The 17,652-nt window shown below is 71.7% G+C and carries 18 protein-coding genes and 1 tRNA gene; 8 read left to right on the forward strand and 11 right to left on the reverse strand.

The genetic code is table 11. From position 1 onward, the window contains the following. Both ABEA42_RS02895 and ABEA42_RS02900 read left to right on the forward strand, forming a co-directional pair. Nucleotides 1-456: a VOC family protein gene (locus tag ABEA42_RS02895; RefSeq protein ID WP_345501045.1), complete on the forward strand. Its 456-nt coding sequence runs from the start codon at nucleotides 1-3 to the stop codon at nucleotides 454-456. A gap of 53 nt (nucleotides 457-509) precedes the next feature. Next, nucleotides 510-1,511 carry a hypothetical protein gene (locus ABEA42_RS02900; RefSeq protein ID WP_345501046.1) on the forward strand — a complete coding sequence of 334 codons (1,002 nt, stop codon included), beginning with the start codon at nucleotides 510-512 and terminating at the stop codon, nucleotides 1,509-1,511. A gap of 96 nt (nucleotides 1,512-1,607) precedes the next feature. Here ABEA42_RS02900 and ABEA42_RS02905 read toward each other — a convergent pair. Continuing rightward, a tRNA-Arg gene (locus ABEA42_RS02905) sits at nucleotides 1,608-1,680 on the reverse strand. Nucleotides 1,681-2,062: 382 nt separating this feature from the next. Between ABEA42_RS02905 and ABEA42_RS02910 the strand changes: the two genes are divergently transcribed. Next, nucleotides 2,063-3,901: a phosphoenolpyruvate carboxykinase (GTP) gene (locus ABEA42_RS02910; RefSeq protein ID WP_345501047.1), complete on the forward strand. Its 1,839-nt coding sequence runs from the start codon at nucleotides 2,063-2,065 to the stop codon at nucleotides 3,899-3,901. A gap of 62 nt (nucleotides 3,902-3,963) precedes the next feature. Here ABEA42_RS02910 and ABEA42_RS02915 read toward each other — a convergent pair whose 3' ends face one another. After that, nucleotides 3,964-4,767: a DinB family protein gene (locus ABEA42_RS02915; RefSeq protein WP_345501049.1), complete on the reverse strand. Its 804-nt coding sequence runs from the start codon at nucleotides 4,765-4,767 to the stop codon at nucleotides 3,964-3,966. After that, nucleotides 4,764-5,354, reverse strand: coding sequence for a DinB family protein (locus tag ABEA42_RS02920; protein ID WP_345501051.1), 591 nt, complete (start codon nucleotides 5,352-5,354; stop codon nucleotides 4,764-4,766). The genes ABEA42_RS02915 and ABEA42_RS02920 overlap by 4 nt, the downstream gene beginning before the upstream one ends. Before the next feature lie 96 nt (nucleotides 5,355-5,450). Here ABEA42_RS02920 and ABEA42_RS02925 point away from each other — a divergent pair, with 96 nt between their 5' ends. Continuing rightward, complete coding sequence (locus ABEA42_RS02925; protein ID WP_345501052.1) at nucleotides 5,451-6,941, forward strand: hypothetical protein; 1,491 nt, start codon at nucleotides 5,451-5,453, stop codon at nucleotides 6,939-6,941. A 97-nt stretch (nucleotides 6,942-7,038) separates the two neighbouring features. Here ABEA42_RS02925 and ABEA42_RS02930 read toward each other — a convergent pair whose 3' ends face one another. The 4 genes from ABEA42_RS02930 to ABEA42_RS02945 are packed head-to-tail and all read right to left on the reverse strand — an operon-like array spanning nucleotide 7,039 to nucleotide 10,395. After that, nucleotides 7,039-7,446, reverse strand: a complete 408-nt coding sequence (locus ABEA42_RS02930; protein ID WP_345501053.1) for a universal stress protein — start codon at nucleotides 7,444-7,446, stop codon at nucleotides 7,039-7,041. Next, on the reverse strand, nucleotides 7,443-8,261 hold the full coding sequence (locus ABEA42_RS02935) for an ATP-binding cassette domain-containing protein (RefSeq protein ID WP_345501418.1): 819 nt from the start codon (nucleotides 8,259-8,261) through the stop codon (nucleotides 7,443-7,445). The genes ABEA42_RS02930 and ABEA42_RS02935 overlap by 4 nt, the downstream gene beginning before the upstream one ends. 11 nt (nucleotides 8,262-8,272) lie before the next feature. After that, nucleotides 8,273-9,295 (reverse strand): ABC transporter permease, encoded by a 1,023-nt coding sequence (locus ABEA42_RS02940; protein WP_345501054.1) that lies wholly within the window; start codon nucleotides 9,293-9,295, stop codon nucleotides 8,273-8,275. A gap of 2 nt (nucleotides 9,296-9,297) precedes the next feature. Further along, entirely contained in the window at nucleotides 9,298-10,395 is a 1,098-nt protein-coding gene (locus tag ABEA42_RS02945; protein WP_345501055.1) for a substrate-binding domain-containing protein, read from the reverse strand. A 156-nt stretch (nucleotides 10,396-10,551) separates the two neighbouring features. On the opposite strand from ABEA42_RS02945, the gene ABEA42_RS02950 reads away from it, so the two are divergent. Continuing rightward, complete coding sequence (locus ABEA42_RS02950; protein WP_345501056.1) at nucleotides 10,552-11,544, forward strand: LacI family DNA-binding transcriptional regulator; 993 nt, start codon at nucleotides 10,552-10,554, stop codon at nucleotides 11,542-11,544. Here ABEA42_RS02950 and ABEA42_RS02955 read toward each other — a convergent pair. The 3 genes from ABEA42_RS02955 to ABEA42_RS02965 form a co-directional block, all read right to left on the reverse strand. Next, on the reverse strand, nucleotides 11,541-11,723 hold the full coding sequence (locus ABEA42_RS02955; RefSeq protein WP_345501057.1) for a hypothetical protein: 183 nt from the start codon (nucleotides 11,721-11,723) through the stop codon (nucleotides 11,541-11,543). The genes ABEA42_RS02950 and ABEA42_RS02955 overlap by 4 nt on opposite strands. Beyond that, nucleotides 11,720-12,253 (reverse strand): hypothetical protein, encoded by a 534-nt coding sequence (locus tag ABEA42_RS02960; RefSeq protein ID WP_345501059.1) that lies wholly within the window; start codon nucleotides 12,251-12,253, stop codon nucleotides 11,720-11,722. The genes ABEA42_RS02955 and ABEA42_RS02960 overlap by 4 nt, the downstream gene beginning before the upstream one ends. 195 nt (nucleotides 12,254-12,448) lie before the next feature. Further along, nucleotides 12,449-12,949: a DUF4385 domain-containing protein gene (locus tag ABEA42_RS02965; protein WP_345501061.1), complete on the reverse strand. Its 501-nt coding sequence runs from the start codon at nucleotides 12,947-12,949 to the stop codon at nucleotides 12,449-12,451. A gap of 115 nt (nucleotides 12,950-13,064) precedes the next feature. On the opposite strand from ABEA42_RS02965, the gene ABEA42_RS02970 reads away from it, so the two are divergent. Then, nucleotides 13,065-13,799, forward strand: a complete 735-nt coding sequence (locus ABEA42_RS02970) for a response regulator transcription factor (protein WP_345501063.1) — start codon at nucleotides 13,065-13,067, stop codon at nucleotides 13,797-13,799. After that, on the forward strand, nucleotides 13,796-15,262 hold the full coding sequence (locus ABEA42_RS02975) for a sensor histidine kinase (RefSeq protein ID WP_345501064.1): 1,467 nt from the start codon (nucleotides 13,796-13,798) through the stop codon (nucleotides 15,260-15,262). The genes ABEA42_RS02970 and ABEA42_RS02975 overlap by 4 nt, the downstream gene beginning before the upstream one ends. 16 nt (nucleotides 15,263-15,278) lie before the next feature. On the opposite strand, the gene ABEA42_RS02980 is transcribed toward ABEA42_RS02975, so the two are convergent. Beyond that, nucleotides 15,279-16,682, reverse strand: coding sequence for an aminotransferase-like domain-containing protein (locus tag ABEA42_RS02980; protein WP_345501065.1), 1,404 nt, complete (start codon nucleotides 16,680-16,682; stop codon nucleotides 15,279-15,281). Between ABEA42_RS02980 and ABEA42_RS02985 the strand changes: the two genes are divergently transcribed. Then, on the forward strand, nucleotides 16,681-17,613 hold the full coding sequence (locus ABEA42_RS02985) for a DMT family transporter (RefSeq protein ID WP_425571977.1): 933 nt from the start codon (nucleotides 16,681-16,683) through the stop codon (nucleotides 17,611-17,613). The two genes, ABEA42_RS02980 and ABEA42_RS02985, sit on opposite strands and share 2 nt — an antisense overlap. Nucleotides 17,614-17,652: the final 39 nt, after the last annotated feature.

Raw genomic sequence — 17,652 nt, forward strand, 5'->3', positions numbered from 1 at the left:
ATGACCAAGACCTGGCAGCTCACGGTGGACTGCTCCGACACCGCCCGGCTCGTGGAGTTCTGGTGCGCCGCCCTCGGCTACGTCGCCGAGCCGGCACCCTCCGGCTGGGCCAGCTGGCTGGACTACTGGCGCGCGGCCGGCATCCCCGACGAGGACCTCGAGGGTGCCGAGGACGGCAGTGGCGCGATCATCGACCCCGAGGGCGTCCTGCCGCGGATCTGGTTCCAGCAGGTACCCGAGGGCAAGACCACCAAGAACAGGCTGCACCTCGACCTGCGCCACACGCCCGGTCGGGAAAGCGCACCGTACGCGGAGCGCCGCGCCGCCGTCGAGGCGGAGGCGCAACGCCTCGTGCGCCTCGGCGCGACCGTCGCGTACGTCAACGCACCCGAGGGGGCCGACTACTTCGCGGTGACCCTGCGGGACCCCGAGGGCAACGAGTTCTGCGTCTCCTGACCGCTTCGCGCGCCTGCCCCGTGGCACGTCCGCCCACCTGAGAGGGTGGGCCGGTGCTCACCACGAACGACGTCGCGAAGTGCGAGCGCTGGTTCGACGACAACGGCCTGCCCTACTTCGTCGAGTCCGGCCACGAGGCGATCCAGCGGGCCCTGGCCCCTCGGGTCGTCGGGCTGTGGAGCGTGCTGCTCGCCGTGCCGGCCGCGGCTGCCGCGCTTCTGGGCCTCGCGCTGCACTGGTCGGCCGCGGAGGTAGTGGGCCTGGCCGTGGCCGTGCTGCTCGGGGGCGCGCTGGCCCGCGCGGTACGCGTCTTCCGGGTCCGGCTCATCGGACGCTGGGCGCTGCGCCACGCCTGGGAGAACCGCTCGCTGATCGGCCCGCTCGCCACCCGCGCCCTACCGTTCCTGCTGCTGTTCATCACGTTCCTGTTCATCAACACCGAGGTGTGGCAGGTCTGCGCCGCCCTCCCCCGGCCGCTGCTGTGGGTCAGCGTCGGGATCTTCGCGCTCATGGCGGTGGCGTTCCTCGCCCCCTCCTTCGCGACGGAGATCGCCCGGGTCGGGGTGGAGGTCGAGGGCGAACGGCTCGCCGTCACGTGCCAGGGCACCCCCGTCGCATCAGCCGCCCGCGAGATCCTGGCCGAGCCGCACCTGGCCTCCGAGGTCGCGGGGATCCGCCTGCCCCCGCTGCAGCGTCGCAACCTGATGCTGATGCTGTTCGTCGCCCAGGCGGTCCAGATGCTGTCGCTCGTCCTGATCGTGTTCGCGTTCTTCGTGGTGTTCGGCTCGGTCGCCATCCAGTCGTCGGTCATCGAGACCTGGGTCGGCGCGCCGCCGCACTTCACCGGCCCCCTTCACCTCGTCAGCGACGAGCTGTTCTCGGTGGCCGTGTTCCTGTCCGGGTTCGCCGGGCTGTACTTCACCGTGCAGGCGGTCATCGACGACACCTACCGTCGCGAGTTCTTCACCCGGATCGAGGACGACCTGCAGCAGGCCATCGGTGTCCGCAAGGTCTACGTCGCCCTGCGCGCCCACCTGTCCCCCGCGCCCCGCTGAGCGCCGACCCGACTCACTGCAGACGGGATTCACTCCAGACGCGACGAAGCCCCGGTCCGAGGGACCGGGGCTTCGTCGTTCTGTCTCAACACAGAGTGCGCCCGAAGGGATTCGAACCCCTAACCTTCTGATCCGTAGTCAGATGCTCTATCCGTTGAGCTACGGGCGCCAGTGCTGCCCCGGGGATCGCCCGGAGCAACGACGGGAAAGACTACCGGCTCACCCCCTCGCCCACGAAATCGACTCCTCGGGCGGTCGACGCCACCGGTCACGCGGACCGGACCCGGGCAAGAAAAGCCGGGTGCTTCGGGGGTTTCTTGCAGGCCTTGCAAGAACCAAACACGCAGGTCAGGCCTACTCGCTGGTTGTGAGGCTTTTCACGAGCGATCTCCGCCGTCGGTGGTACCGGCCACCTCGGCGGCGGGTCTACCTTGGCCAGACCAGAAGCGTTCAGCATGTGGACTCCCCCGGGGACGTCCCACATCGACAGGGGCGCATTGACCTCACGGTTCCGGGGCCACGGACCCGGGCGAAAGGGACGGCCGATCAGCATGACGACCGAGGCGACGCAGCACACCGACCAGCGGGCTGGGGGCACCACGCACGCAGGCCTCCAGGCATGGGTCGACGAGGTGGCCGCTTTGACCACCCCTGACCAGATCGAGTGGGTGACCGGCTCCGACGCCGAGTGGACCCGGCTCACCGACAAGCTCGTGGCGGCCGGCACGTTCGTGCGGCTCGACGAGTCCAAGAAGCCCAACAGCTTCTACGCCGCCTCCGACCCCACCGACGTCGCCCGGGTCGAGGACCGCACCTTCATCTGCTCCGTGGACGAGAAGGACGCCGGGCCCACCAACAACTGGATGGACCCGAACGAGATGAAGGACCTCATGCGCGGGCTCTACGCCGGCTGCATGAAGGGCCGCACCATGTACGTCATCCCGTTCGTCATGGGGCACCTCAACGCCGAGAACCCGATGTTCGGCGTGGAGATCACCGACTCGGAGTACGTCGTGGTCTCCATGCGCGTCATGGCGCGCACCGGCGTCAACGTCCTGCGCCGCATCGAGGAGCTCGGCGACAAGGCCAACTACGTCCCCGCGCTGCACTCGGTCGGCGCCCCGCTCGAGCCGGGCCAGCAGGACGTGAAGTGGCCCTGCAACCCCGAGAAGTACATCGTGCAGTTCCCCGAGGAGCGCATGATCTGGAGCTACGGCTCCGGCTACGGCGGCAACGCCCTGCTCGGCAAGAAGTGCTACTCCCTGCGCATCGCCAGCGTCATGGCCCGCGACGAGGGCTGGCTGGCCGAGCACATGCTCATCCTCAAGCTCATCTCCCCCGAGCAGCAGGTCTACTACATCGCCGCTGCGTTCCCGAGCGCCTGCGGCAAGACCAACCTGGCCATGCTGGCCCCGACCATCCCGGGCTGGAAGGTCGAGACCCTCGGCGACGACATCGCGTGGATGCGTTTCGGCGAGGACGGCCGGCTGTACGCCGTGAACCCCGAGTTCGGGTTCTTCGGCGTCGCGCCCGGCACCAACGAGCACACCAACCCCAACGCCATGAAGACCATCAACAAGGGCAACTCGGTCTTCACCAACGTCGCGCTCACCGACGACGGCGACATCTGGTGGGAGGGCCTGGAGAACATGCCGGCCCACGCCACCAGCTGGAAGGGCGAGGACTGGACGCCCGACTCCGAGGAGCTGTCCAGCCACGCCAACAGCCGCTACTGCACCCCCATCGAGCAGTGCGACATCCTGGCCGAGGAGTACTACGACCCCAAGGGTGTGCCGATCTCGGCGATCTTCTTCGGCGGCCGCCGCAAGACGACGGTCCCGCTGGTCACCGAGGCCCGCGACTGGATGCACGGCACGTTCATGGGCGCCACGCTCTCCTCGGAGACGACCGCGGCAGCGACCGGCGCGGTCGGCGTCGTCCGCCGCGACCCCATGGCCATGCTGCCGTTCATCGGTTACAACGCCGGCGACTACTTCCAGCACTGGATCAACGTGGGCAAGGACGCCGACGCGACCAAGCTCCCGAAGATCTTCTACGTCAACTGGTTCCGCCGCGACGACGAGGGCGGCTTCCTGTGGCCCGGGTTCGGTGAGAACAGCCGCGTGCTGAAGTGGGCCATCGAGCGCATCGAGGGCAAGGCCGCGGCGGTCGAGACCCCGATCGGCCACGTGCCGACGCCGGAGTCGCTCGACACCACCGGCCTGGACATGAGCGACGCCGCCCTCGAGCAGGCGCTGGCCGTCGACGCCGAGGAGTGGAAGGCCGAGATCCCGCAGATCGAGGAGTGGTTCGCCAAGTTCGGCGAGACGCTGCCGACGCAGCTGCAGGTCGAGCTCGACGGCCTCAAGGCCCGCCTCGGCATGGCCTGACCGAACCGGTCCCGACTTCGGGGGCGCTGGGGTGACGAGCTCGTCACCCCAGCGCCCCCGTCTCAGTTCTGGGGGACCGGGCGCGTCGGCAAGCGGGCCTCGAGCACCGCGAGGTCACGGGTGGCGTAGGCGTGGTGGTGCCACTCCTCGTTGACGATGCACCCGACCACGCGCTGTACGGGATACGCCTCGGGCTCGGGGTAACCCGGGTCCGTCACGGGGGTGGTCACCCCGGCGAGCTGCTCGTCGGTGAGGCCGTCGACGACCTCGCGCATCGTGGCCATCCGGTCACTCCGCAGCTCGAGCACCTCGTCGAGGGAGGGGCGTGCGTCGTGGTCGCGGGGCACGGACGGGATGTCGCCCATGTCGTCGTGGGGCAGGTCGAGCGGGCTCCACGGCGCCGGGTCGCCGAGCAGCGCCCGGCGGATCCACGCGTCGGTGGCGAAGACCAGGTGGCGCAGCGTCTCGATGAACGACCACTCGCCGTCGACCCGCTCGTGCAGCAGCTCGGGGTCGACGGCCTCGAGCCGCCGCGCCCGGTCGACCGTCTCGGACCACCGGCGCTCGAGGACGTCCCAGGCCTCACGGAACCCGGCCGGGTCGGTGGGGTGCATCCTGGTCCGGTCGGGGTCGCGCCGGTTGAGCTCGGCCTCGACGAAACCGGTCACGTCGACACCGTTGACGGTGAGGCGCTCGACCTCGCCGCTGATCTCCACGTCGAGGAGCATCGACCCCCTGATCACCGCCCTCCGCAGGTCGACGTTCTTGAACCGTGCCCCGGTGAGGTAGGTGTCGTCGAAGACGGCGCCGCTGAGGTCGAGCCGGCGGAACACCTCGCCGCGCCTGCTGTCGTCGTAGTCGCTCATCGCTGCGCCCACCTCCAGCCGTCGCCGGACACCGGGTGCCAGCCGGGCGGCGGGTCCTCCCCAGTGCGGCCGTCGACGGCTTCCCTGAGCAGGTCGGCGTGCCCGGTGTGCCGCCCGTACTCCTCGACCATGTCGAGCAGGAGCCGCCGCAGGTTGGCGTGCTGACCATCCGGTCCGCTGACGGCCACCGTGCCGTCGAGCCCACCGGCTGCGACGGCCGCGTCGGTGCGGTCGCGCGCGCGGGCCACCGCCCGGTCGTACAGGTCGTACAGCCTCTCCGGCGGGTCGTCGGCGGCGGAGGTGAGCTCCCAGTCGACGTCGCCGTCCCAGCCGTTGTCGTCCCACACGGGGTCCATCGGGGCACCGGACAGCTTCACCGCGAAGTTGTGGTCCTCGGCGACGGCCAGGTGCTTGAGCAGGCCGCCGAGCGTCAGGCTCGAGGCGCCGACGGTGGCGCGCAAGCCGTGCTCGTCGAGCCCGTCGGCCTTCCAGCGGAACGTCGCCCGGAGGCGGTCCAGCGCACCCAGCACGGCCTGCACCTCGGTGCCTGCCAACGGCGGTTCCCACGGGGTCGGTGTGGTGTCCATGGCGGCACCGTACCCAGTGTTGTGGACGGATCGCGTCCACTTCACGGGCCGAGTGACGAAGACTCGGATACGGGCGCCACACGGCATACTCGCCGCATGGCTCACAGCGGAGTGGTCTTCCCGGAGGTCGACGGCAGGCGGAGCACCTCCGCGCTGGGGCGGGCCGTGGTCGCCGACGCCCTGCGCGGTGTCGACCCGGTCGGGGCGCAGGCCGCGGAGCGCGAGACCAACTGGCGCCAGGGCTACCTCGACCACTTCCGCCGGCTCGTCGAGGCGGGCCTGCTGCGTGACGGCGAGGCTGCGCTGGACGTCGCCAGGGCAGGGCTGGAGTCGCTGCACACCCGGATGCGCTCGGCGACCGAAGAGGGTGAGGTGCCGCTGGCCGAGGTGTTCGCCGCCGGCACCGGCGCCGTCCCGCCACTGGAGACCGCGACCGTGCGCGGCACCGGTGAGCGTGCGCTCGAGCTCAGTATCCCGCTGCACGGCGAGCGCCTCGGCGGTGACGCGCTGCACCGCCAGCTCGACCGCTGGGTGGCGGCCGGGAGCATGGAGCCGTCGGCGGCCGAGGCCGTCCGGGAGGTGGTGGCCCACCCCGAGTGGCTCGACCTGCGCGACCAGAAGCTCGTCGTCCTCGGCGCCGGCGCCGAGATGGGCCCGCTGCGCGCAGTGCTTTCCTGGGGCGGCGAGGTCGTCGGCGTCGACCTGCCGCGGCCCGACGTCTGGCACCGGGTGCTGGGGGTCGCCGCGGGCTCGGCCGGCACCCTTCACCTCCCCGTGGCCGGCTCGACGTGGTCGGCGTCCAACCTCGCCGCGCACGCCGGTGGCGACCTGGTCCACGACCTGCCCCGGCTGGCCGACTGGCTGGGCTCGCTCGACGGACCTCTCGTGCTCGGCAACTACGTGTATGCCGACGGGGCGACGAACGTGCGCGTCGCCACCGCGGTCGACGCCCTCAGCGTCGAGCTGCTGCGTCGTCGGGACGACGTGGCCCTGGCGTTCCTCGCGACGCCCACCGACGTCTTCGCGGTGCCGAGGGAGGCGGTCGAGTTCTCCACCCGGGCCTACCGCGCACCCTCGGCGGCGATGCGCGTGGCGCGGCCGGCGCTGCGGACGGTCAGCGGCGGCCGCCTGCTGCGCCGCAACTACGCCCCGGGCTCCGACCCGGGGCTCAACGACAGCCTCGTCCCGCAGCAGGGCCCCAACTACGCCCTGGCCAAGCGGCTCCAGCGGTGGCGCGCCACCGTGGCCCGGCGCGACGGGGTGACCACCTCCCTCAACGTGGCACCCCCGACCCGCACCCGCTCGGTGGTCAAGAACCGCGCCCTCGCCTCCGCCTACGCCGGCGCGCACCGCTTCGGCATCGAGGTGTTCGAGCCGGCGACCAGCAACACCCTCATGGCCGCGCTGCTGGTCCACGACCTGCGCACCGGCGGGGACCAGGGCGACGCGTCGGCCGGGGGGACCGCGGCACCGTGGGAGGAGGAGGCCCGCGGCGCCGTCCACGGGGGCCTGTGGCGCACGGCGTACGACCCGCGCAGCGCGCTCGGGCTCGCCGTCGTCCTGGGTCTGGGCTCCGCCCGGACCTGACCGCCCGCCCGTCGCCCGTTCGCCCGCGCGCCCGTCCGGACACAACGGTACGCCGCGTGGTCACGGCGACCACGCGGCGTACCGGTGAGCAGTGGGGCTAGGAGCCGGCCTTGGCGGCCTTCACCGCGAGCACGGCGCACGAGGCGTCGAGCAGGACCTGCTGGGAGGTGCTCCCGAGGAGGAGCTTGCCGACCGGGGAGCGGTGGCGCAGCCCGATGACGATGAGCTCCGCCCCCTCCTGCTCGGCGAGCCGCAGGATCTCCTCGGCCGCCGGGAGGCCGGCCGTGGGCTGGACGACGTCGTAGTCGAGCCCGGTCTCCGCGAGCTCGTGCGCGATGGCGTCGACGTCCTGTGCCGTGGCGAACGACTTGCTGGCGAAGTCGCCGTTCTGGCCGGTGTTGACCACCACCAGGCGCGAGCCGCGCAGGACGGCCTCGTCCTTGGCCCGCACGAAGGCGGCCACCCCCTCGGGGCTCGGGATGTAGCCGACGACGATGGTGCTCACGACGCGCTGTCCAGGCGCTTGGCCCCGGTCATGATCGCGACGCCCTCACCCATGTCGTGCGACTGCGGGGTGATGACTCCCGCCCGGCCGCCGAGCCGCTGGATGTGGATGCGGTCGGCCACCTCCCACACCTGCGGCATGTTGTGGCTGATGAGGATGACCGACAGCCCGCGGTCGCGCAGCTGCTTGATCATGTCGAGCACCATGCCCGACTCCTTGACACCGAGGGCGGCGGTCGGCTCGTCGAGGATGACCACCTTGCTGCCGAACGCCGCGGCGCGGGCGACGGCGACGGCCTGTCGCTGACCGCCGGAGAGGGTCTCGACGGCCTGCCCCATGTTCTGGATGGTCTGGATGCCGAGGTCCTGCACCGACTGCCCGGCCCGCTTCTCCATGCCCTTCTTGTCGAGCATGCGGAAGACCGAGCCCAGGACACCCTTGCGGCGCTCCTCGCGGGCGAGGTAGAGGTTGCTCGCGATGTCGAGCGCCGGGATGACGGCCAGCTGCTGGTAGACGGTCTCGATGCCGGCTGCCCGCGCGTCCTGCGGCCTGGCGAAGTGCACGCGCTCACCGCTGAGGGTGATCTCGCCCGAGTCAGGCGTGTAGGCACCGGTCAGGCACTTGATGAGCGTCGACTTGCCCGCGCCGTTGTCACCGATGACGGCGAGCACCTCGCCGGGGTAGAGGTCGAGGTCGACCCCGTCGAGGCCGATGACGCGGCCGAAGGTGATGACGAGCTTGCGGGCGGAGAGGACGGGATCCTTGCCGTAGATGTCCTCCTTGCCGGCGGGGACGCCTCCGTGGGCGACCTCCATGGTCGGGGCACTCATGCCTTGACCCTCCTGATCCACTGGTCGATGGCGACGGCCACGATGACGAGCAGGCCCGTGGCCAGCACGCGCCACTGCTGGTTGACGCCCATCTGCGAGAGCCCGAAGTCGAAGGTCTGGACGATCAGGGCCCCGATGAGGGTGCCGATGAGCCGGCCGCGGCCGCCGAAGAGGCTGGTGCCACCGATGACGACGGCGGTGATGGAGTCCAGGTTCGCGGTGGGTGCCGCGTTCGGCGTCGCTGCTCCTGCCCGGCCGATGAGGATCCACGCGGCGAGCCCGTAGATCAGCCCCGCCACGGTGTAGACGGCGAGCAGGATCCGCTTGCTCGGCACACCGGAGAGCCGCGCGGACTCCACGTCGTCACCGACGGCGTAGACGTACCGTCCCCACGCGGTCTGGGAGAGGACGAACGCCATGACCGCGTAGATCACCACGACCAGGACGATGCCCCACGTGAGCCTGAACTTCCCGATGCCGAAGTCGTTGCCGAGGGCGTTGAGCAGTCCCGGGAGGTGCTCGGCCTGGATGCTCTCCCCACCGGAGTAGAGCAGCGCGATGGCGGTGAAGATGCTCAGCGTGCCCAGGGTGACGATGAACGGGGGGAGGTTGATCCGCGTCACCAGGAGGCCGTTGAGGAAGCCGGCGACGACGGCCAGGAGGACGCCGATGAGCAGCCCGACGATGCCGGGCAGCCCGCCGTCCTTGGTCAGGGTCGCCATCACCATCATCGACAGCACCATCACGGCGCCGACCGACAGGTCGATCCCCGCGGTGAGGATGACGAGGGTCTGGCCCACGGCGAGGGCGGCCACGACCGCGGTCTGCTGGAGCAGGATGCCCATGGAGTTGGCGGTGAGGAAGGTCGGCGTCGCGATGAAGAACGCCACGAACGCGACCAGCAGGAGGAAGAGGGGGCTCAGCCACGGCCTGCCGTGGAGCTGGTGCTGCACCCTCTGGAGCGGGGAGTGCTGCCGCCGAGCGAACTCGGCGGCAGCACTGCTGACGTCAGCGGTCATGGTCAGTTGCCCCAGCAGATCTTGGCGCCCTCGTCAGAGGTGATGCTCTCGACGCCGTCGGCCTTCTTGTCGGTGACCAGGGCGACGCCGGTGTTGTAGAAGTCGAGACCCGGCGACGGCTTCGGCTTCTCGCCGCCGTTGGCGATCTTCGCGATCGCCTCCATGCCGAGGGTGGCCATCTTCAGCGGGTACTGCTGGGCGGTGGCACCGATGACACCGCTCTTGACGCTGGCCACACCGGCGCAGCCGCCGTCGACCGAGACGATCAGGGCCGTCTTGCCGGCGGCCTTGAGGGCGGCGTTGGCACCGACCGCGGTGGGCTCGTTGATGGTGTAGACCAGGTTGATGTTGGGGTTCTTCGCCAGGCACTTCTCCATCGCGGAGCGGCCACCGTCCTCGGCACCCTGACCGGCCTCGTTGCAGACGATCGTGTAGTCGCCGCCCTTGCCGCCGGTGTACTTGCCGGTCTTGGCCTCGTCACCGTTCTTCTTGGGGTCCTTGACGTCGATGCCCATGCCCTCGAGGAAGCCCTGGTCGCGGTTGTAGTCGACCGAGACGATCTTGTCGTTGAAGAGGTCGAGCAGGGCGATCACGGCCGGCTTGCCGGCCATCTGCGCCGCGGCCCACTGACCGTCGAGCTTGCCCGCCGACCGGTTGTCCGTGGCGAACGTGATGTCGACCGTGCTCGCCGGGTCGGGCGGCGTGTCGAGCGCGATCACGAACAGGCCCGCCTTGCGTGCCTTCTCGATCGCTGCGTTGACGCCGGTGCTCATGGGCGTGATGAGGATGCCCTTGTCGCCACGGGCGATGGAGTTCTCGATCGCGGTGATCTGGCCCTGGTCGTCACCCTCCTGCTTGCCCGAGGCGACCGTGAGCTTGACGTTGTTCTTGGCCGCGTCGGCCTTGGCGCCCTTCTGCATGGCGACGAAGAACGGGTTCGTGGAGTCCTTGGTGATGAGGCTGACTCCGACGGTCTTGGTGCCGCCGCCGCTACCGGAGTCGGAGCTGCCGGACCGGTTGCAGGCGGTCAGGGCGAAGGCCGTGGAGGCGATGGTGGCGACGGCGACGGTCCGGCGCAGGGTGGGGGTGTGACGAGACATGAAGGGCTCCCTCTCTGGCGGCTGCGTCGCCGCACTGTGACAACGTTGTCAAGAGAATTTGTAGACCCCGGTTGTGCTGTTGTCAATGGACCCTGTACAACTACGTCCGTGATCGTGACATCGATGTCAACGAGCGGTCGGCCACCCCGAGCGACCATGCGCGACGTCGCCGCCCTGGCCGGCGTCAGCCTCAAGACGGTGTCACGGGTGGTCAACCGGGAGGCCGGCGTCTCCCCCGACGTCACCGCCCGCGTCGAGCGCGCCGTGGCCCAGCTCGGCTACCGCCACAACCTCGCGGCGAGCAACCTGCGCCGCGCGCACGGTCGCAGCGCCATGGTGGGTGCGGTGCTGCAGGACGTGAGCAACTCCTTCTCCGCCAGCCTCCTGCGCAGCCTCGAGGACGAGGCCCGCGACCGCGACGTCGCCATCGTCGCCTCCAGCCTCGACGAGGAGCCCGAGCGGGAGCGGAGCATCGTCGAGAGCCTGGTCCGTCGGCGCGTCGACGGCCTGCTCCTCGTGCCCGCCACCGAGCGTCAGGACTACCTGGCCGACGACCTGCGCAACGGCCTCCCGGTCGTGTTCGTCGACCGCCGCCCGCAGGGCGTCGACACCGACTCGGTGACGGTCGACAACGGGCTGGGCGCACGCCTGGCGGTCGACCACCTCGTGGCGCACGGCCACCGCCGTATCGCGATGGTGGGCGACATGCCCTCGATCCAGACGGCGCAGGCCCGGCTCGAGGGCTACCGGTCAGCGCTGCGCCACGCAGGGGTCGAGCCGGACCCGGCGCTCGCGGCGATGTCGGTGCGCTCGTCCGACGACGCCATCGCCGCCGTGTACCGGCTGCTCGACCTCGACGACCCGCCCACCGCGATCTTCGCGGCGCGGAACTCGTTGGCAGTAGGGGCGATCCGCGCCCTGCACCAACGCGGGCTCGCCGGCCGCGTGGCCCTGGTCGGGTTCGACGACTTCCCGCTGGCCGACATCGTCGACCCACCACTGACCGTGGTGCGCCAGAACGTCCGGACGATCGGCGCCGAGGTGGCCAAGCGGCTCTTCGCCCGCATCGACGGCGACACCTCGGCGCCGCACCACGTCGTGCTCACCCCCGAGCTCGTGGTCCGTGGTTCGGGGGAGATCCGCCCCTAGTCCCGCACCGCCGCGCGGGCCCGCTGCGACGCGAGCGGGCGCACCGACCCGCACACCGGCACGGCGCCGAAGTCCTTGACGCACCACGGCTCCTGCTGGGACTGCGCCACCGGGGTGTTCTGCGCGAGGTGGGCGACCCGGGACCACCACCCAGCGCGCCGGAGCGAGACGGCGGTCATGTCGTCGCCGCGTTCGGGTCGGCCGGTGTGGCGCCGGACTGACCGGGCAGCCCGGGTGCGCCGGGGACGACCCGGCCCTGTTGGCTCGTGCCGTTGGGCAGCTGCCCCTGAGGAGCCGAGCCGGGACCACCCTGCGGTAGCTGGCCGCCCTGCCCGGGGGGCTGTTGGGTCGTGCCGCCCTGCTGGCCGAACCCTCCCTGACCGCGGCCGCCGAACCCTCCGGGCTGGAACTGTCCCGCCCCACCCTGGGTCGACCCGACCGGCAGGGCCGCGGCGGCGCCGACGGCGCCCACCGCGGAGATGCCGATGGCCAGCGCCGCGGCGATGGCCGTCTTGCGACCGGACCACACCGGCGGGTTGAGGGCCGGAGCCGTCGCGGGGGCAGGGGCCGGCGCCGCGTCCGCAGGGGCGGCATACGGCATCGTCCGGGTGGTGGCCCACCCGATCGGCGCGGTATCGGCACCCGGGTCGGTGCTGGGGTCGCTGCTGGGGTGGCGCACGGCATCGGTGGGGGTCGTGGGGTTGGTCATCGGACGCCTCCGGCGAGGTGGTGGTGGCTCGGTCACCCCGAGAGTCGGCGCGCAGGCTGTGGGCAGGCTGTGCCCGTCGTGTCGGGTGACTTTGCATCCCGCCCACTTCTCGAGGTGGTGGCAGACCATCGCCCCACGCCCGAACGCCAGCGGTTTGCCACCATCTCGAGGAGACCACCACCGTGGGGCACCGACCTAGCCGTGCTCCTTGGTGTGGGCGGCGCGCCAGGAGGTGTACTCAGTGACCTGCTCCACCTCGTCCCACGCCTGCTTGAAGATCCGCGCCGACGCGGCCTTCACCGGGTCCTCGGGTCCGCGGGGCAGCTCCGCCCTGCCGTGGGCGCCGCTCTGCCCGCGACGGTCGGCCGGCACCGGGCCGTCGTACTTGCGACCCCCGGGATGGTTGGCGTATCGCCGCGCCCTCGTGAAGCCCATCTGGAGGAACTTGCGCGCCATGTCCGCCCCGACCAGGTCGCCCGCGGCGAGGTACCGGTCGAACGCGGCGCGGAGTGCGGCGGCGCTCTCACGGGCGACATCGGGCGTGCGGAACCGCCACAGCGGCAGCAGCTCGTCCTTGTAGGGCTGCACGGTCAGCACCCCCTGCTCGCCGCGCCCGACGCGGTAGCGCTCGGGGTGCTCGCGCAGGTCGTCATGGTCCGCGGTCCTCTGCTCCGGGGGCGTCCGCTCGGCTGGCACGCGTCGATCATCCCCGTCCCCGTGCCACGCCGCCCGTCGGCCGGCACAGAGGCCTCACAGAATTCGCACAGCCTGTGCGTGGCCTTTGCCCAGCAATCCGGTGTTCCCTAGGGACATGAACACGCAGCCGTCCACCTCCTCCCGCCTGCAGCGCCTCGACGGTTCCCCCGTCCGGGTCCTCGTCGTCGACGACGAGAGCAACCTCACCGAGCTGCTGAGCATGGCGCTGCGCTACGAGGGCTGGGAGGTCCGGACGGCAGCCACCGGCGCCGCGGCGGTGCGCGCGGCCCGGGAGTTCCAGCCCGACGCCGTCGCCCTCGACATGATGCTCCCCGACTTCGACGGCCTCGAGGTGCTGCGCCGCATGCGTGGCGACAACGCCGGCGTGCCCGTGCTCTTCCTCACGGCGAAGGACGCCGTGGAGGACCGCGTCGCGGGGCTGACTGCCGGCGGCGACGACTACGTCACCAAGCCGTTCAGCCTCGAGGAGGTCGTCGCGCGGCTGCGCGCCCTCATGCGGCGCACGGCGATCGTGGCCGACGAGTCCTCCTCCGTACTGGTCGTGGGCGACCTCACGATGGACGAGGACAGCCACGAGGTGACGCGCGGCGGCGAGCAGGTCCAGCTGACGGCCACCGAGTTCGAGCTGCTGCGCTACCTCATGCGCAACCCCAAGCGCGTGCTCTCCAAGGCGCAGATCCTCGACCGCGTCTGGAACTACGACTTCGGCGGCCAGGCCAACGTCGTCGAGCTCTACATCTCCTACCTGCGCAAGAAGATCGACGCCGGTCGCGAGCCGATGATCCACACCATGCGCGGCGTCGGGTACGTCCTCAAGCCCGCGTCATGAGCCCCGCAGCCGCTGTCGGCGCGGCTCGCCACCGCCTCCACCCCGCGACGTGGTCGCTGAGCACGAAGCTCATGGCCACGGTGGTGGGGCTGTTCCTCACCGTCACCCTGGCGACCTCCTCGCTCACCGTGCTGCTGCTCCACGACTACCTCCAGGGGCAGCTCGACCAGGACCTGCGCTCGAGCGCCGTGCGCCTCGGCGGGGGGCCCGACGACGGGGACGGCGACGGCCGTGGCCGCCCGCCGGGCGCTCCGCCCGGCGGCGCAGGACGGTTCCTCACGCTGACCCTCGTCGGCGGCACGGTCACCAACAACCGTGTCGTGCGCGGCGACAGCTACGGCACCCTGACGACCGCCCAGGTCACCCAGATCGATGCTGCCGGGATCGGCCAGAGCCCGACGTCGCTCGACATCAAGGGGCTCGGCGAGTACCGCCTGGTGTCCACCCGCAGCCCGAGCGGCGCGACCACGATCACCGGCCTGCCCCTGGCCGGCGTCACGGAGACCGTCAACAAGATGGTCACCCTGGTCGTGGGCGGCACCATCATCGGGTTCGTGCTCGTGGGCAGCGGCGGCCTGTGGCTCGTGCGGCGCAACCTCGCTCCCCTGCAACGCGTGGCGCACACGGCGACCCGGGTGTCCCGGCTGAAGCTGGACTCCGGCGACGTCGCCCTCGCAGAACGCATCCCGCCCGACGACGCCGACCCCCGCACCGAGGTCGGCCAGGTCGGCCTCGCCCTCAACAGCATGCTCGACAACGTCGAGGGCGCGCTGCAGTCACGGCACGAGAGCGAGCAGCGCGTGCGCCAGTTCGTCGCGGACGCCTCCCACGAGCTGCGTACTCCGCTCGCCTCCATCCGGGGGTATGCCGAGCTGTCGCGTCGCGAGCGCGAGCCCGTGCCCGCCTCGGTGAGCCACGCGCTGTCGCGCGTCGAGTCCGAGGCGCTGCGGATGCAGGGTCTCGTCGAGGACCTGCTCCTGCTCGCACGCCTGGACGCCGGCCGCCCGCTGGAGCGGGAGCCGGTGGACCTGTCGCTGCTCGCCATGGACGCGGTCAGCGACGCCCATGCCGCAGCCCCCGAGCACCGGTGGGAGCTCGACCTCCCCGACGAGCCGGTGGAGGTCGCGGGCGACCAGGCCCGGCTCCACCAGGTCGTGGCCAACCTGCTCGCCAACGCCCGTACGCACACCCCGGCCGGCACCAAGGTGGTCACCTCGGTGCGACCCGAGGGCGACTGGGTACGCCTCAGCGTCGCCGACAACGGTCCAGGCGTGCCGAAGCCCCTGCAGCGCAACGTATTCCAGCGCTTCACCCGAGGCGACGACTCACGCAACCGCGCTGCTGGCTCCACCGGTCTGGGGCTGAGCATCGTCGACGCCGTGGCGAAGTCGCACGGCGGCCGCGTCGAGCTCGCGAGCCGGCCGGGCGACACCACCTTCACGGTGCTGCTCCCCGCGCGCTGATCCCCGCGCGGCACCGTCAGGCGCGTTGGAGGGCCTCGCCGAGGATCCGCCCGGCCTCGGGGAACCGCGCAGGGTCCTCGGCGGCGAAGTTGAGGCGGACGAAGGGACCTGAGGGTTCGGCAGGGAACCACTCGTCGCCGCCGGCGATGGCGAGCCCGCGGGCCTCGCAGTCACGGACGAGCTGCTGGACATCGGTGCCGTCGGGAAGCCGCGCCCAGAGGTTCAGGCCACCTCGGGGCACCTGGTCGACGTGGAGGCCGGGGGCGCCCGTGCGCACCGACTCGAGCAGCTGGTCGCGCCGGGCCCTCAGCTGAAGCCGCATGCTGCGCAGGTGGGTCGACCAGCCCGGTTGGGTGACGACGTCGAGGGCAGCCGCCTGCAGGAGCCCGCTGACGTACATCGCCTCGGAGGCGCGGTCGGCGAGGATGCGCTCCCGCGCCGGCCCGCGCGCGATGACCGCTGCGACCCGCAGGGCCGGTGAGACCGACTTGGTCAGCGAGCGCAGGTAGACGACGTGGCCGTCATGGTCCTGCGCCACCAGGGGTTGCACCTCGTCGTCGATGCCGAGGTCGTGGGCCCAGTCGTCCTCGATGAGGAAGGCCCCACGGCGCCGGACGACGTCGAGCACGGCCCGGCCCGTGTCCGGTGACCACTGAGCCCCGGTGGGGTTGGCGAAGCCCGGTTGCGCGTAGAACGCCCGGGCGCCGGTAGCGGCGAAGGCCCGGTCGACGTCCTCGGGATCCGGGCCGCCCGCGCCGCTGGGCACCGGCACGAGGACGACGCCCGTCTGCTCGGCTGCGAGGATGGCCCCCCAGTACGTCGGGGACTCGACCAGCAGCGGCTGCCCGGGCCCCACGAGCGCACGGAAGACCGAGCTGAGCCCGCTCTGGCTCCCCGGGGTGATCAGCGCCTCCCGGGGCGCCGGCGCTGCGGTCCCCGGGACGGCTGCGGCGACCTGGCCGGCGAACCACGACTGCAGCTCGGGCAGCCCGGCCGCCGGGGAGCTCGTCATGGCCGTCTCGGTGCGCGCCGCCCTGGCCAGCGCGGCGCGCACCAGCCGCTCGGGGAGCAGCTCGCGGGCGGGGTACCCGGAGTGCAGCGCGATGGCGTCCGGCACCGTGGCCCGCTGCGTGGCGGAGATTCCCCGGGCGCGGGTGCGTGGGGCGCCGAGCGCCGCGGTCTGCCACCCGAGGTCGGCAGGGCGGGAGGATCGGACGGTCCTCACGAAGGTTCCGACGCCGGGGCGGGTCTCCACGAGCCCCAGGGCGCTCAGCTGCCTCACGGCTTTCTGCACCGTGACGGGGCTGGCTCCGTGACGGGTGACCAGCGTGCGGTTCGACGGGAGCTGGGCTCCGGGGGGCGCGGCCTCGATCCAGGAACGCAGCACCGCGACGATACGGGCTGCGCTATCGTTGTTCATGGAGCCACAGAGTAGCGTTATCGATCCCGCGCCATCGGTGCTACCCGTCGCACCGCGGTCGGGCCTCCGGTGGGGACTGGTCGGGGTCACGGCCTTCTCGTTCACCGTCCCGCTCACCCGTGTCGCCGCCCACGACGGGCTCTCGCCCCTCTTCATCGGCGCCGGGCGTGCGGTCGTCGCCTCCGTCCTCGCCTGCGTCGCACTGGTCGTGACCCGCCAGGCCGTGCCCCGGGCGGCACAGTGGGGCCGGCTGGCCGTGGTGGCCGGCGGCGTGGTGGTCGGCTTCCCGCTCCTCACCTCGTACGCGTTGACGACCGCTCCCGCTGCCCACGGAGCAGTCGTCGTCGGGCTGCTCCCGGCGGCCACCGCCGTCATGGCCGTAGTGCGCGGCAAGGAGCGCGTCCCGGCGTCCTTCTGGGTGTTCGCCGCCCTCGGGGCAGCGGCCGTGGTGACGTTCACGGGCCTCCAGGACGGTGGGCTCGGCTCGGTGGACCGAGCGGACCTCCTGCTCCTCGGCGCGGTCCTGGCCGCGGCCGTCGGGTACGCCGAGGGTGGGCTGCTGGCACGGGAGCTGGGCGCCTGGCAGACGGTGTCCTGGGCCCTGGCGTTGTCCGCGCCCCTGATGGTCGTCCTCACGAGCGTCTCCGTCGCCGAGCAGACCCCCTCCGCGACGGCCGTCCAGTGGCTCGCCTTCGCCTACCTGGCAGTGGTGTCGATGTACCTGGGGTTCTTCGCCTGGTACCGCGGCCTCGCCATCGGGCCCATGGCCCGGGTCAGCCAGGTCCAGCTCGTGCAGCCCGTCCTGAGCCTGCTGTGGGCCGGGCTCATCCTGCGCGAGCAGCTGACGTGGCCGACGGTGCTCGGGGGCCTGGCGGTCATCCTCTGCGCCCGCTTCGCCGTGCTCGCACGGATGGGGCGGACGGTCCGCTGAACCACTGCCGCGTGCCTGCGGCAGCGGCTCACTACCGCG

Source organism: Pedococcus ginsenosidimutans (assembly GCF_039544395.1).
In the GTDB taxonomy this organism is placed as follows: Bacteria; Actinomycetota; Actinomycetes; order Actinomycetales; family Dermatophilaceae; genus Pedococcus; species Pedococcus ginsenosidimutans.

Excerpts from the sequence above, each read along its gene's own strand:
- ABEA42_RS02895 (WP_345501045.1), top strand. The coding sequence starts at position 1 with ATGACCAAGACCTGGCAGCTCACGGTGGACTGCTCCGACACCGCCCGG.
- ABEA42_RS02910 (WP_345501047.1), top strand. The coding sequence starts at position 2,063 with ATGACGACCGAGGCGACGCAGCACACCGACCAGCGGGCTGGGGGCACC.
- ABEA42_RS02915 (WP_345501049.1), bottom strand. The coding sequence starts at position 4,767 with ATGAGCGACTACGACGACAGCAGGCGCGGCGAGGTGTTCCGCCGGCTC.
- ABEA42_RS02920 (WP_345501051.1), bottom strand. The coding sequence starts at position 5,354 with ATGGACACCACACCGACCCCGTGGGAACCGCCGTTGGCAGGCACCGAG.
- ABEA42_RS02925 (WP_345501052.1), top strand. The coding sequence starts at position 5,451 with ATGGCTCACAGCGGAGTGGTCTTCCCGGAGGTCGACGGCAGGCGGAGC.
- ABEA42_RS02935 (WP_345501418.1), bottom strand. The coding sequence starts at position 8,261 with ATGGAGGTCGCCCACGGAGGCGTCCCCGCCGGCAAGGAGGACATCTAC.
- ABEA42_RS02940 (WP_345501054.1), bottom strand. The coding sequence starts at position 9,295 with ATGACCGCTGACGTCAGCAGTGCTGCCGCCGAGTTCGCTCGGCGGCAG.
- ABEA42_RS02945 (WP_345501055.1), bottom strand. The coding sequence starts at position 10,395 with ATGTCTCGTCACACCCCCACCCTGCGCCGGACCGTCGCCGTCGCCACC.
- ABEA42_RS02950 (WP_345501056.1), top strand. The coding sequence starts at position 10,552 with ATGCGCGACGTCGCCGCCCTGGCCGGCGTCAGCCTCAAGACGGTGTCA.
- ABEA42_RS02955 (WP_345501057.1), bottom strand. The coding sequence starts at position 11,723 with ATGACCGCCGTCTCGCTCCGGCGCGCTGGGTGGTGGTCCCGGGTCGCC.
- ABEA42_RS02960 (WP_345501059.1), bottom strand. The coding sequence starts at position 12,253 with ATGACCAACCCCACGACCCCCACCGATGCCGTGCGCCACCCCAGCAGC.
- ABEA42_RS02970 (WP_345501063.1), top strand. The coding sequence starts at position 13,065 with ATGAACACGCAGCCGTCCACCTCCTCCCGCCTGCAGCGCCTCGACGGT.
- ABEA42_RS02975 (WP_345501064.1), top strand. The coding sequence starts at position 13,796 with ATGAGCCCCGCAGCCGCTGTCGGCGCGGCTCGCCACCGCCTCCACCCC.
- ABEA42_RS02985 (WP_425571977.1), top strand. The coding sequence starts at position 16,681 with ATGGAGCCACAGAGTAGCGTTATCGATCCCGCGCCATCGGTGCTACCC.
- ABEA42_RS02980 (WP_345501065.1), bottom strand. The coding sequence starts at position 16,682 with ATGAACAACGATAGCGCAGCCCGTATCGTCGCGGTGCTGCGTTCCTGG.